This is a genomic window from Leucobacter komagatae (assembly GCF_006716085.1).
Classification (GTDB): Bacteria; Actinomycetota; Actinomycetes; order Actinomycetales; family Microbacteriaceae; genus Leucobacter; species Leucobacter komagatae.
Genome location: NZ_VFON01000001.1, coordinates 947,667 through 961,220, shown reverse-complemented (window position 1 = coordinate 961,220; position 13,554 = coordinate 947,667). Strand labels below are relative to the sequence as shown.

11 protein-coding genes are annotated in these 13,554 nt (G+C 68.9%); 2 read left to right on the top strand and 9 right to left on the bottom strand.

Features of this window, described 5'->3' with window-relative positions; genetic code table 11:
• Nucleotides 1-23: 23 nt before the first annotated feature.
• On the top strand, nucleotides 24-3,059 hold the full coding sequence (locus FB468_RS04455; protein WP_141886270.1) for an aminotransferase: 3,036 nt from the start codon (nucleotides 24-26) through the stop codon (nucleotides 3,057-3,059).
• Here the strand turns inward: FB468_RS04455 and FB468_RS04450 are convergent.
• The 3 genes from FB468_RS04450 to FB468_RS04440 form a co-directional block, all read right to left on the bottom strand.
• Nucleotides 3,043-3,630 carry a P-loop NTPase family protein gene (locus FB468_RS04450; protein WP_141886269.1) on the bottom strand — a complete coding sequence of 196 codons (588 nt, stop codon included), beginning with the start codon at nucleotides 3,628-3,630 and terminating at the stop codon, nucleotides 3,043-3,045. The genes FB468_RS04455 and FB468_RS04450 overlap by 17 nt on opposite strands.
• 43 nt (nucleotides 3,631-3,673) lie before the next feature.
• The gene (gene mgtE, locus FB468_RS04445; protein WP_141886268.1) at nucleotides 3,674-5,053 is read right to left on the bottom strand and encodes a magnesium transporter; all 1,380 of its coding nucleotides are present in this window, start codon (nucleotides 5,051-5,053) and stop codon (nucleotides 3,674-3,676) included.
• Nucleotides 5,054-5,356: 303 nt separating this feature from the next.
• Complete coding sequence (locus FB468_RS04440) at nucleotides 5,357-5,833, bottom strand: DUF4442 domain-containing protein (protein WP_246055753.1); 477 nt, start codon at nucleotides 5,831-5,833, stop codon at nucleotides 5,357-5,359.
• A 159-nt stretch (nucleotides 5,834-5,992) separates the two neighbouring features.
• On the opposite strand from FB468_RS04440, the gene FB468_RS04435 reads away from it, so the two are divergent.
• Nucleotides 5,993-7,342: a cryptochrome/photolyase family protein gene (locus tag FB468_RS04435; protein WP_141886267.1), complete on the top strand. Its 1,350-nt coding sequence runs from the start codon at nucleotides 5,993-5,995 to the stop codon at nucleotides 7,340-7,342.
• Nucleotides 7,343-7,413: 71 nt separating this feature from the next.
• Here the strand turns inward: FB468_RS04435 and FB468_RS04430 are convergent, their stop codons facing one another.
• From FB468_RS04430 to FB468_RS04405, 6 genes are all read right to left on the bottom strand, one after another.
• Entirely contained in the window at nucleotides 7,414-8,316 is a 903-nt protein-coding gene (locus tag FB468_RS04430; RefSeq protein ID WP_141886266.1) for a TIGR01777 family oxidoreductase, read from the bottom strand.
• Nucleotides 8,313-8,831 (bottom strand): hypothetical protein, encoded by a 519-nt coding sequence (locus FB468_RS04425; protein ID WP_141886265.1) that lies wholly within the window; start codon nucleotides 8,829-8,831, stop codon nucleotides 8,313-8,315. The genes FB468_RS04430 and FB468_RS04425 overlap by 4 nt, the downstream gene beginning before the upstream one ends.
• Nucleotides 8,832-8,946: 115 nt before the next feature.
• Nucleotides 8,947-9,396 (bottom strand): DUF2871 domain-containing protein, encoded by a 450-nt coding sequence (locus tag FB468_RS04420; protein ID WP_141886264.1) that lies wholly within the window; start codon nucleotides 9,394-9,396, stop codon nucleotides 8,947-8,949.
• A 128-nt stretch (nucleotides 9,397-9,524) separates the two neighbouring features.
• Entirely contained in the window at nucleotides 9,525-10,160 is a 636-nt protein-coding gene (locus tag FB468_RS04415) for a response regulator (RefSeq protein WP_141886263.1), read from the bottom strand.
• Nucleotides 10,157-11,464: a sensor histidine kinase gene (locus tag FB468_RS04410; protein WP_141886262.1), complete on the bottom strand. Its 1,308-nt coding sequence runs from the start codon at nucleotides 11,462-11,464 to the stop codon at nucleotides 10,157-10,159. Before FB468_RS04410 ends, FB468_RS04415 begins: the two co-directional genes overlap by 4 nt.
• A complete protein-coding gene (locus FB468_RS04405) occupies nucleotides 11,461-13,536 on the bottom strand; it encodes an MMPL family transporter (RefSeq protein WP_141886261.1) in 2,076 nt (691 codons plus the stop codon). Before FB468_RS04405 ends, FB468_RS04410 begins: the two co-directional genes overlap by 4 nt.
• Between the last annotated feature and the right edge of the window lie 18 nt (nucleotides 13,537-13,554).

The following is a 13,554-nucleotide window of genomic DNA, read 5'->3' as shown; positions in this document are numbered from 1 at the left end:
CGCAATGTCGAAGGTGGTTTCCCGTGTCACAAGAAAGCGGCGGCCTCGTGCGGCCTAACGTCACCGAGGTCGATGCGACTGCGATCGCGAGTGACCTGTACGGCGTCGACGTTGTCGCGACCGAGCTCGGCAGCAACCAAGATCGGAACTTCGTGCTCGAAGCGGCCGACGGCTCGCGCACGGTGCTGCGCATCGACCACCCCATCTTCGAAGACTCAGCGCGCGAAGCCCAGCACCTCGCGCTCGACGCGTACCGTGAGGCCGGGGTGTCGGTGCCCGCAGTGCTTCCGGGCACCGACGGCGAGCACGTGCAGCGCTGGGGCGAGTACGCGGTGCGCCGCAGTGAGTTCGTCTCGGGCGAGGCGCTCGTCGATTGCGGCTACCTCGCCCCGGGCGTCATCCGGGAGTTCGGCGCGCTCGCGGCAGCATCGGTCAACGCGCTCGCCGGGCTGAGCCACGAGGGGCTTGACCGCGACCACATGTGGGACATGCGCGTCGCTCACGAGCAGACCGAACGGCTCGCCGCCGCCATCACCGATGACGGGCTGCGCCGCCGGGTGCTTGAAGCCGCCGCCGAGGCGCACCACGCCCTCGCGCCCCTCACCGGCGAGCTTCCCGTGCAGGCGATCCACGGCGACCTCACCGACGACAACGTCGTTGGTGAGCGCGGCGACGACACTCGCGTGCACCCGAAGACGGTGCTCGACCTCGGCGACCTTTCCTACGGCTGGCGCATCGCGGAGCTCTCGGTGACGCTCTCGTCGCTGCTTCACCACGACGCAGAGCGCCCGGTGCGCACCCTCGACGCCGTTGACACATTCCACGAGGCCGCGCCGATTTCGGCCCCCGAGGCGCGCGCCGTCTGGCCGCTCGTCGTGCTGCGGGCCGCGCTGCTCGTCGCGAGCGGCTGGCGCCAGCTCGAAATCGACGGCGACAACGATTACGCTCGTGAGCGCATTGCGGGGGAGCAGGCGATCTTTGATGCGGCGACGCGCTACTCGCTCACTGAGATGACCGAGCAGGTGCTCGCGCGCCTCGGCTATATCGGTGCGCCCTCGGCGTCCGGCGGACTCGATCTCCAGGCGTCGCCCGCGGTCCCGGCCCCCGCAGCCGGCGCCCCCGCAGCAAGCCCGCTCCGCGCCCTTCTTCCCGAGCTCTCGGGCGAGGTCAGCGTGCTCGATCCCGGCGTCGAGGCCGACGCGCTCGACGCGGGCAAGTGGCTCGACGCCGAGTCTGAGCGTGACCTCGTCGACGACGCGTTTGTTACCGGGGCGGCCGCGGCTGTCTTCCCGTACGGCGTGTACCGGCTGACCCGCGCCGCGATCAATGCCGTCGACGGCGCCGAGACCTGGCCGATCGGCACCGAAGCGTGGATCGCACCGGGCTCCGCGACTCCGGTCGCCGCTCCGCTCGCGGGTACGGTCGTCGCTGCGACCGCGCGAGGGCTGCTCCTCGACGCCGGCAACGGCTGGTTCGTCTCCATCGATGGCGTGGCCCCGACTGTCGCCCAGGGCGCAGCCGTGCTCGCGGGTGACGCGCTCGGCGAGCTGGGCGAGTCGGATGACCCGAGGCCGCTGTCGATCCTCATGTGCCGCGCGGACGCGGTGTCTGGGCTCGCCCCCGCGATCCTCACCCTTGCAGCTCCCGAACCGGGCCGCTGCCAGTTCGTCGCGCCCGAGCGCGTCGCCGGGTGGCGGCGCCTCACGCAGGATCCCGCGACGCTCCTCGGCCTCCCGTCCCTCTCGCAGCGCGATGAGGCCGGCGACGAGCTCGCACGCCGCGCGCAGATCTTCGCGAGCGCGCAGGAGCGCTACTACGAAAGCCCGATGCAGATCGAGCGCGGCTGGCGGCACCACCTCGTCGACACGACGGGTCGCACCTACGTTGACATGGTGAACAACGTCACGGGTCTCGGGCACGGACACCCGGGCGTCGCTGACGCGATGAGCCGTCAGATCAGGATCCTGAACACGAACTCGCGCTTCCTCTACCGCGAGCTCGCCGAGTACAGCGAGCGGCTTCTCGCCCTGCTCCCGCAGGGCTCTGAGCTCGACACCGTGCTGCTCGTGAACAGCGGATCTGAGGCCGTTGACCTTGCGCTCCGCCTCGCGCAGGCCGCGACCGGGCGTAAGACGGTCGTCGCGCTCCGCGAGGCGTATCACGGCTGGACGATGGCGAGCGACGCCGTCACGACGAGCGCCTACGACAATCCGTACGCGCTGGAGAACCGACCCGACTGGGTGCACGTCGCAGACGTGCCGAACCGCTTCCGCGGCACCTACCGCGGCGAGGCCGGCGACGCGACCGTCGGAGCGAGGTACGCCGCAGACCTCGGGGCTGACCTCGACTCGCTCGCAGCGGAGGGGCGCGACGTCGCCGCCTTCATCTGCGAGTCGGTGCTTGGCAACGCTGGCGGCGTGCTCCTGCCAGACGGCTACCTGCGCGACGCTTACGCGCGAGTGCGCACGGCCGGCGGGCTCTGCATCGCCGACGAGGTGCAGGTCGGCTTCGGGCGCATGGGCTCGTCGTTCTGGGGCTTCGAACAGTCGGGCGTCACGCCAGACATCGTGACGATCGCGAAGCCGATGGGCAACGGCTTCCCGATCGGCGGCGTGATCACTTCGAAGAAGATCGCCGACGCGCTTGCGAGCCAGGGCCAGTTCTTCTCATCGGCCGGTGGTAACCCGCTGTCGTGCCGCGTGGGCATCGCCGTACTCGATGCGATGCGCGACGAGCGGCTGCAGGAGAACGCCGCGACCGTTGGCGAGCGCCTCGCCGCAGGCTTCCGCGAGCTCGCAGACAGGCACGACATCGTCGGCCCGATCCACGGCGAGGGCCTGTACCTCGGCGTTGAGCTCGTGCGTGACCGCGAGACGATGGAGCCGGCGACGGCGGAGGCTGCCGCGATCTGCGAACGCCTGCGCGAGCTCGGTGTCGTCGTACTCACGACCTCCGAACGCTCGAACGTGCTTAAGGTGAAGCCGCCGCTGACGCTGAGCGCGGAGAGCGCCGACTTCATGGTTGCGCAGCTCGACAGGGTGCTCACCGAGGGCTGGTAGGGGGTCTGCGTCGCAGACCGGCTACCCACGAGTCGGTCTGCGCCGGCGATGTGAGGCGCGCGAGGGTCAGGTGCGGGTTGCGTTCGAGGGCCGCTGGCATCCGCTCCCGCCAGTTGTTGCGGGTCTTGCGCTGCCAGGCAAGTATGTTCTTCTCCGGGTCAGGGCTCACGAGCCGCAGTAGCGAGCCCTCACGGTTGCCGTTCCAGAGCTCGGTTCGCAGGAGGCTGCGCGACAGCGTGCGGCGAACAAGGCGTCGCCGCGCGACCTTCCACGGGTAGTCGAGCCAGACCGCGAGCTGGGCGCGCGGTTCGTAAATGTCGCCCGCGCCCTTGCTCGTGTACTGCCACTCGGTCACCCAACGCTCGGTCTTCGCGAACCGTGTCACGTCGTCGAGAAACTCAGGGCGGGGAACCCAGTTAGGGCCGTGGTAGAGCGCGTCGATCTCCACGTGGGTGAGGCCCCACACCTCGGCGAGGCGCCGAGCGAGGGTCGTTTTGCCAGACCCGGTGAGCCCCGCGATGATGACCCGGTCGTAGGGCCCCAGGGGGAGCGCGTCGGGTTCCGTTGCCATAGCGAAAGTATGACAGGCGCCCCGCGCGCCCCGCGTGCTCCGGCTACAGCCCGAGCACGGTCCGTGCGATGAGGAAGTAGATGATGAGGCCGAGCGCGTCAACGAACGTCGAGATGAAGGGGTTCGAGAACACCGCCGGGTCGACCTTCACCGCGCGAGCGAGCAGCGGCATGCAGCCGCCGACAGCCGCAGCAAGCGTGCACACCGCGAGGAGGGTGAGCCCGATGACGAGCCCGATCTGAGGTGAGAACGCGATCGCGGCAATCGCGAAGCCGAGCGTTCCCAGCAGCAGACCGAGCATCGCGCCCGTGCGCAGCTCGCGGGTGAGCACCTTCCAGAAGTCGCGCGAGCCGACGTCACCGAGCGCGAGGGCTCGGGTTACGGTTGTTGCGGCCTGATTGCCGGTGTTGCCACCCGTGCCGATGAGTAGCGGCACGAACAGCGCAAGCACCGTCACCTGCTCGATTGTCGCCTCAAACACCGAGAGCACCTGCACGGTGAGCGTCGCCCCGATTGCGAGGACGAGTAGCCAGATGACGCGCGAACGCACGAGCGCGCCGACCGGGGTCGACAGGTAGGGGCGGCGAAGCGGTTCGGTGCCGCCCTGACGCGCCGCGTCCTCACTCTCCTCGTGCTCAAGGATGCGGATGGCATCGTCAATCGTGAGCATCCCGACGAGCCGGTTCTCCCTGTCGACGATCGGCATCGCGAGCAGCGCGCGGTCGGCGCAGCGCCGGGCGGCAAGCTCGGCCTCTTCGACGGCGCCCGCGGAGTGCGCGGGGCTCATGATCTCGGAGATGAGTGCGTCGTCGTCGGCCGCAAGCAGCTCACGGAGGCTCACCACGCCGACAACGTGGCGCGAGTCATCGAGCACTGGGATCGTGTACACGGTCTCGGCGTCATCGAGCCTGTCGCGCACTCGGTCAAGCGTCTCCCGCACCGTGAAAGAGGCGCGCGTCGAGACGTACTCAAGCGACATGCGGCGGCCCACGCTGCCCTGAGGGTAGCCGAGCAGCGCTGCGGTGAGCACGCGCTCCTGCTCGGGGAGCCCGCGCAGCAGCCGCGTCGCGAGCGCGGCGGGAACCTCGTCGATGAGCCACAGTCTGTCATCGTGATCGAGGTCGACGAACAGCTGCGCGACCTCAGCGTCCTGCAGCCCGTGCAGCAGGTCGCTCTGCAATGCGGGGTCGAGCATCTCGAAGACCTCGGCCGCGCGGTCCTTCGGCAGCAGCCGGTACATGACGGCGCGCTGCCTGTCGTTCAGGCGCTCGAACACCGGGATGATGTCGGCCGCGTGCAGCGGCGTCAGCTCTTGCGTGATCGCGTTGAGATCGCGGGCCTGGTACAGCTGCGCGATGCTGTCGACGAGCTCGTCTTGCGTCTTGGGCTGCGCGGGCTGCGGGGTCTGCTGGGTGGTCGTCATGGCGTCGCTCCTTCGCCGAGGGGTGCGCGCCGCAGGGTTGAGCGCGCAACTAAGAAAGCGGGCGCTCAGCGAGTGCGGCGCCCGTGAGGGAGCCGGACAGCGAGTGAGCCGCTACGCAGCAGGGAGCGCGAAGCGGGCGAACACGAGATCCGGCCGAGGACTGCAACTGTCACTGGACACGGAAATCACCTCACTTCGGTCGACACACGGTGCGGGCGGCACAAGCGGCCCGCACGTACCTTATCAGCGGGAGAGCGCCCGCGACAAAGTGAAACCTGAGAGCGTCCCGGGGCGCGGTGCCAGCTAGGCGTCCTTGCGGCGCTCCCGCACGTAGAGCTGGCGGCGCACGTTTGCGACGACCGAACCGTCATCCGCGGTGATCGGCACCTCAAACCAGCGCAGCACCTTCTTACCGCCAGCGGCGGCCTCACGCATCTCAGCGACGGTCTCCTCAGGCATCTCGATGGTCGCGTGCACGGAACCAACGCCAGGGGCGACGAACTCGATCTCCGCTGCCTTGTCCCAGACGACGTAGTCAGGCCCAAGCTGGTTGATCGTCATGACTACGAGGAACGGGTCGAGCATCGAAAACAGCGAGCCGCCGAACGCCGTGCCCATGTAGTTTGCGTTCTCGTCGGTGACGTCCATCCGCAGCACCGTGCGGGTGAAGTCGTCGCTGAGCTCGACGACGGTAACCCCCTGCGTCTTGAGCGTCGGCCAGCTGTTAAACCCAGCGGCGTGCGCGGCCGCGTCCTTCCCTCTGAGAATGATCCCGCTCACGATGACTCCTCTGTCTCTCTCCGATATGCGTTCATCCACTCAACACGAGAACCCGGCCGAGCGCTCGGTTTTTGTGAGGTGCGGCACCGCGATCCGCCCCGGAAGGCGAGTCTTGACGTATGTTCCGTACAGCGGGCGCGCCGGCGCTAGTCTGGTGCGGTGACGGCTCTCATCTGGTTTCGCGACGACCTCCGCCTCGCCGATCATGCGGCGCTGACCGAGGGCGCAGCTGACCCCGGCGGCATCGTCGCGCTCTACGTCCTCGACGAGGTGAGCGCCGAGACCAGGCCGATCGGGGCAGCCGCCCGCTGGTGGCTGCACGAGTCGCTCACCAGGCTCGGCGAGGAGCTCCGCGAACGCGGCATCCCGCTCGTGCTTCGGCGGGGCCAGGCCGAGGAGATCCTGCCCCTCGTTGCCCACGAGGTCGGTGCGGATCGCGTGCTCTGGAACCGACGCTACGGCGACGAGCGGGCGATCGACGCGCGGCTCAAGGTAGCGCTTCGGGCGCGAGGGATCGCGGCACACTCGTTCCACGGCGGGCTGCTCTTCGAGCCGTGGAAGATCACGACGGGCGCCGGTGGGGCTTACCGGGTGTACTCGCCGTTCTGGCGAGCCTGCCTCGCAGCGCCTGCACCACAAAAGCCCCTCCCAGCCCCGTCCGCACTCCGCGCGAGCGATCGCCAGCCCGCGAGCGATGAGCTTGCGGCCTGGCAACTCAAACCCACCTCGCCCGACTGGGCCGGCGGGCTCGCCGCGCGCTGGGAGCCAGGGGAGCAGGCGGCGACCGCGAAGCTCGACCGATTCCTCTCCGAGCGTGCCAGCGGGTACGAGGCGGGCCGCGACGTGCCGGCGCTCGACGTCGGATCGGAGCTTTCGCCGCACCTCAGGTGGGGCGAGATGAGCCCGCGCACGGTGTGGCACACGACCCTCGCCGCCGGAGTGACCGCGGGCGGCTTCCTCTCAGAACTCGGCTGGCGCGAGTTCGCCTGGCACACGAAGTTTCACAACGGCAGCCTGCACGAGCGCGGGCTCAACGCACAGTATGACGCGTTCCCGTGGCGCGGCTACGAGCCGGAGACCGTCGGGCCCTGGCAGCGCGGAGAAACCGGGTTCGGGCTCGTCGACGCGGGGATGCGCGAACTGTGGGAGACGGGCTTCATGCACAACCGGGTGCGGATGGTCACCGCCTCGTTCCTCACCAAGAACCTGCTCACCGACTGGCGGGTGGGGGAAGCCTGGTTCTGGGACACGCTCGTCGACGCAGACGCCGCGAGCAACCCGTTCAACTGGCAGTGGGTTGCGGGTTGCGGGGTTGACGCTGCGCCCTACTTCCGCGTCTTCAACCCCGCGACGCAGCAGCAAAAGTTCGACCCGGCGGGGGAGTACGTGACGAAGTGGGCACCCGACAGCATCATGCGCCCCGAACTCGTCGACCTGCGCGAGACCCGACTGCGGGCGCTCGCCGCATACGAAACGATTCGGGGTGCCTCGCGAGATCGCCGACCCTAGCCGACTTTCTCTGCGTTGTGACGTAGCTGGAGGTAGCTCAACTTCGTCACAACGAAGACAAAGTTCTGGGGTTAACGTGCGAGCGCGGCTCGCACCGCGCCAGCCGCCTTCGGGTGCGTGAACTCGAACCCCGAGGCGAGCAGAGCCTCGGGCCGAACGTCGGCATCGCTGAGCAGCAGCGAGTCGGCCGCGTCGCTTCCGAGCCCGAGCCGCAGCGCCCATGCCGGGGCGGGCAGCAGGTACGGGCGGTGCAGCTCGGCCGAGATAGCCCGGCCGAGCTCGTTGGCGGTCGCCGGCGATGGGCCGGAGAGGTTCACCGGCCCCGTTAGGCCCCGATCGATGATGTGGCGTATCGCCCGAACCTCGTCTGCGAGCGAGATCCACGGCCACACCTGGGCGCCGCCACCGAGCGGCCCGCTGAGACCGAACCGGGTGAGCAACACGAGCGGCTTGAGCACGCCCTGACGGTGAATGATCGGTGCGGTGCGGAGGAGCGCAACTCGTGCAGCTTCGCCAGCAGTGAGCGCAGCCGACTCCCAGTCCGCGCTGAGGGCCGCAAGAAACGTGTCACCTCGGCACGATCGTTCGGTGAGCACCTCACCCGGGCGGTTGCCGTAGAACCCCACCGCCGAGGCTGATACGAAGAGCGGTGCATCGGTGCCCAACGCGTGCACGGCGGCGGCAATGGTTCGAGTTGGCGTGAGCCGTGAGGCGCGCAGTTCCTCTCGGTAGTTGCGCCCCCAGGGGAGCTTGCCGATGCTCGCCCCATTGAGATTGACGACGGCTCGCGCCCCGGCGAGTACCGACGGGTCGAGCGGTAGCTCGCCGGGGTACCAGCGCACCTCGCCCGAAGCGGTTGGTTGGCGCCGTACGAGGCGGGTGACATCGATGCCGTCGGCGCGAAGCGACTCGACGAGGGCGGAGCCGACGAGGCCGGAGGAGCCAGCGATGACCACCCGTCCGACCGCGTTCATGCCCGTACCCGCCTGCGCGCAACGAACGGGAGAGCGAGCGCAGCGGACGCGAGCACATAGAGCATTGGTTCGAGGCTCGCCAGATGCAGCCAGGTCGTCAGCCCGAAGCCCCCGATCCACTGATTCGGCGAACTCAACACGAACAGCAGGCTGAGGTCGGGCCCCGAGAACAGCCCCCACAGTGCGAGCGTCAATCCAGCCGCTCCGAAGCCGAGGAGCAGGGGGCCTCCGAGCCGTTCTCGCGCGACGAACGCGGCTAAGCAGAGACCTGCAAGCGCGAGCAGCCCGAGCCCCACAATGCCCAGCGTGGGGCCGATCGGACGGATCGGCTCGCCAATGGCGTTCATCGTGGTTGCGATCGGATCTAGCCGAATGCCGAGGGGAAGCGAAGCCCGGTGCGCCGCGAGGATGCCGGTGCAAACCGTGAGGAGGAATGCTGTTGCTGCCCCAAGAACCAGCCAACAGAACCGGGCCAGCGCCTGTTTCCCTGGCGAGTCGGCATTGGGTGCAGTCACGGTGGCCTCCGTTTCGTCGGGATGTGCCAAGCGTAGCGGCCCCGGTCACTGGTGCGACAGGGCCCCGCCCCGACCTGAGTCGGCGTGCGGGGCCCTGGGACGGAGCAGAGCGCGGCTACGGCTGCGTGATCGGCGCTACCGAGGTGCTGCCCTGTGCGCGAACGACCGCCTTCCGCAGCGCGATGAAGAACACGATCATGCCCGCCGTGATGAGCATGTGGCCGAGCCCGGCGATGCCCGAGATCATCTTCGAGGACTCTTCGCCGAGCACGGTGAGGCTCCCATGCCAGATGAGCATTGCCGAGGTGAGCACGACGCCCGCGTTGTACAGCCAGAAGAACCAGCTGAACAGCTTCGGTGTCGCGCTCAGCGTGAACACCTTCTCGAGCGCGAGCACGATGAGCAGCACGATGAACCCGAGCGTGAGCAGGTGAGTGTGGGCGAGACCGAGCTGCGTGAACTGCCCCTCGGGGAAGTCATTGAGCTTGGTGAACTCGCGGTAGAAGAGGCCCGAGCCGACCCCGACGAGCATGTAAATGAACGCGGCGTTGAGGAGTTTTTTCATGGTGGTGTCCTTTCGAACGGTTGGTGAATAGCGGAGTTGGACTGGGTGTGAGGGCACGCTTGATAGCGCCTCCCAGACATGCTGGGCGTGCGCAGGGAAGCGGGCGGAACGCGGAAGGGGCTGCCGGGCTAGATCAGCCCGGTTTCCCGGGCTATGTGGATCGCCTTCGAGCGGCTGTCGACATCGAGCTTCGTGAAGATGTGCGCGACGTGGCTCTTCACGGTCGCCTCGGTGACAAACAGTGCTCGCGCAATCTCCTTGTTCGCGGCTCCGGTCGCGAGCAACCGGAGCACCTCCACCTCGCGGTCCGTGAGCTTCGGGAGCGGGTCGCGCATGCCCTTGAGTACGCGCGACGCGATGTCGGGGGTGAGGAACATGTCGCCGGCAGCGGCGCGCTCAATCCCCTCGACGATGATCTCCGGGGCGACGTCTTTGAGGAGGTAGCCCGCGGCGCCAGCCTCGATCGCGCCGAGAATTTCGGCGTCGCGGTCGAACGTGGTGAGGATGAGTACGGCGGGCGCCTGGTCGAGCGCGCGGAGCGCCGCGGTCGTCTGAATCCCGTCGATCCCGTCGCCGAGGCGCAAATCGCAGAGCACCACTTCGGGGCGCAGCTGCTCAGTGAGCGCGATCGCGGCCTCGCCGGTCGCCGCCTCACCGACGACGGTCACACCGCCGCCACTCGCGGTGACGCCGCTGTCGAGCACCGCCCGTAGTCCGCTGCGAACGACGGGGTGGTCATCGACGAGAAGCACGGTGATCGTCATGGGGTCTCCTCGGTGTCAGTCGGTTCAGCGTAAGTCGGTTCGATCTCTTCGGGGGTGCTGGCCGCGGCCGCGCGAATCGGCAAGAACGCCGAGAGCGCCGTTCCGTCGCCCGGGCTGCTCTCGATGTCGAGCCCGCCGCCGAGTTCGCGGAGCCTGTCTCGCATGAAGCGCAGCCCGTAGCTCGAGGCTTTGCTCGCGGGGCTCCGCTCCCACTCGGCGACGTCGAAGCCCTGCCCGTCGTCGATGATGTCCATGCGCACCGAGTCGCCCGCATCGATGAGGCTCACGACGACCCGCTGTGCCCCAGAGTGCAGCCGCACGTTGGCGAGGGCCGACTGCGCGCTCCGCAGCAGCCCAACCTCAACCTCGGTCGGCAGAAGTGGCAGCGTGTCGTCGACGTGCAGCTCGGCCACGATGGCCGACTCCTCCCGGGCCCGGTCGAGCATGCGCTCGAGCGCGGCCGCGAGGGCTCCGTCCTCGAGCTCCGCCGGGAGCAGCTCAGCGACGATCCTGCGCACGTCGGCGAGGCTGTCTCCGGCGAGGCTCTCAACCTGGCCGAGGGCGAGGCCCGCCGCTGGGTCTTCGGAGCGACTGCTCGCCGCGTGGGCGAGGAGACGGATCGATGAGAGCGCCTGCGCGATCGTGTCGTGAATATCCCTGGAGATCCGCGTGCGCTCGGCGATGGCCCCGGCCTCGCGCTGAGCGACGGCGAGCTCGTCTTGCAGCTCCGACATCTCGGCCTGCGCGAGTCTCAGCGACGTGACGAGCCGTTCGCGTTCGGCTGCCTCGTGCAGCAGCTGGAGGTAGCCGCGCGAGATGCCGAACGCGAAGACGCCGCCGATGAGCGGGCCGAAGAGATTCGCGTAGCTCGTCGACCCGTGATGCAAGATCGGAGCGACCGCGACAACCGCGAAGACGAACACTGAAAACGCGAGGCCCCAGCGCAGCGGGAGCAGGTGCCCGGCGAGCAGCCACAGGAGGAACGCGAGCCAGACGAACTCGGGGGAAACTGTGACGGCGGCGATCCACACCGCGGCGAAGCCGACGAGCCACCAGACGACCGCGGTCTGCGACGTCGTCCTGCCCGGCAGGAACGTGCCGGCGGTGTGCCAAGCAAGGATCGCGATCCCGGCGACGACCGCTGCCGGGGCCGGAACCCCATCACCGATCGCGCGGATCGCGCCGATGATCGTGAGCGCGAGGGCGATGAGGTGCTGGCCGACCTCCATCGCCCGCACGGTCGGCTCGGAAGGCCGACCGCTCGGCGCGTGCCCCCGGGGCAGCGGTGCGTCTACGAGACTCATGCCTTCATTGTCTCCTGTGCGGCCGGCTTTCCGGGCAACCAGATCCGGTCACCCACCAGGGTGAACAGGGCGGGGACGATGACGGTGCGCACGACGAGGGTGTCGACGAGTACGCCGACGCCGACGATAAGGCCGAGCTGCCCGAGCGTCACGAGGGGCAGTACGCCGAGGGCCGCGAAGACCGCCGCGAGCACGACGCCGGCGCTCGTGATGACGCTGCCGGTGTGCGCGACAGCCTCGACCATCCCGTCGCGGGTGCCGTGCAGCTTCGCCTCTGAGCGAGCACGGTGCACGAGGAAGATCGTGTAGTCGATGCCGAGCGCGACGAGGAACAGGAAGGCGAGCAGCGGCACCTGCAGGTCGAGCGCCTGCTGGCCGAACACCACGCGGCTCAGCCACGCACCCGCGCCGATCGCTGCGAGCGCGCTCGCGAGGTTCACAACGAGGAGCAGCACCGGCGCGACGAGCGAGCGCAGCAGGAGGGCAAGCACGATAAAGCTGATTGCGAGCACGAGCGGCGCGACGAGCAGGAGGTCTTGCTGCGCACCAGCCCTGGCGTCGACGTCTGTCGCGACGGCCCCGCCGACGAGGGTATCGGGGATACCCGAGACAGCGTCCCTGAGATCGGTGATCTGCGCGAGGCTCTCCTCGCTGCTTGGCTGGTACTCGCTCGTCACCATGATCTTCGTGAGCGCGCCGTCGGTGCTCTCGCCGATCGGATGCGCCCGCACCACGCCGTCGACGTCGCTCACCGCCTCAACGGTCTCCCGCGCGGTCGCGGCGTCGGTCACGATAAGGATCGGTTGGGCCTCGCCAGCGGGGAAGTGCGCGGAGAGCGTCTCGAGGCCGCTCGCAGACTCGGAGCCGCCACGAAACTTCTCGACCTGGTCGAGCCCGACGGAGGTGCCGAAGAGGCCGGCCGCCATCACCGCGAGGAGCGCGAGGCCGGCGAGCAGGCTCGCGACGGGCCGACGAGAGACCTTCGTCGCGATCCCGCGCCACACGCCGCCCTCGGGCGCACGGCCCTCCGCTCCGCCTGAGGCGGGCTTCGGGACGAACGGCCAGAACACCTTCCTGCCGAAGATCGCGAGGAGCGGCGGCAGGAGGAACAGGACGGCGCCGAGCGCGATCACGAGGCCGAGCGCCGACGAGACGCCGAGGCCATGGTTGCCGGGAATCACGGCGAGCACGAGCGTGGCGAGCGCGGCGACGACCGTCACGTTCGAGGCGAGGATCGCGGGCAGCGTGTGCCGCCACGCGGTGCTCAGCGCGACCCTGTGGTCATCGACCCGGAGCAACTCCTCACGGTAGCGCGAGATGAGCAGCAGGGCGTAGTTCGTGCCGGCGCCGAATACGAGCACGCTGATGATGCCCGCGTCGAACTGCAGATTCCACGCGGCGCCCGCGGCGGCGGTGACCCGGCCCGCGAGCCCGTCGGCGAGTGCGACGACGATGAGCGGTATCAGCCACAGCACAGGGGAGCGATAGGTCACGATGAGCAGCACCGCGACGATGAGGATCGTGACGAGCAGGAGCGTGAAGTCGGCGCCCTCGAACGCGGCGGCGATGTCGGCGCCGAAGGCCGGGCCGCCCGTGACCTGCAGCGTGATCTCTGGGATCGAATTGTCTGCGAGGTCGGCGCGGATGTCTCCGATCACCTCGGCGGTGTCGGTGTTGCTCTCGCCGACGGTGATGGGCGTGACGAGCAGCGCGGCCTTCCCATCGTCGCTGACCATCGGCCCGGTCGGGGCGGCTGCGGCCTGGCCCTGCAAGACGGGCAGCAGCCCGGAGAGCGCCTCGATATCGGCCTCAGTGAGCCTTCCGCCGTCGCCGCGCTCGGCCACGACGAGCACGGACTGCTGGTCGGCGTTCGGGAACTCGGCGAGGAGTTCGCTTACGCGGGTGGACTCGGAGTCGTCGGGGGCCTGAGCATTGCGCGCGGGGGCCTTCGCGCTCCCGAATACGCCAAAGAGCGCCACGAGAACGAGGAGGACCACGCTGAGCGAGATCCACGCCCCGCGACGTGAGGCAAGGACGTCTGAGAACCGTCTGCGTTGTGAGCTATCATCCATACCCTCAATTTCACCAGC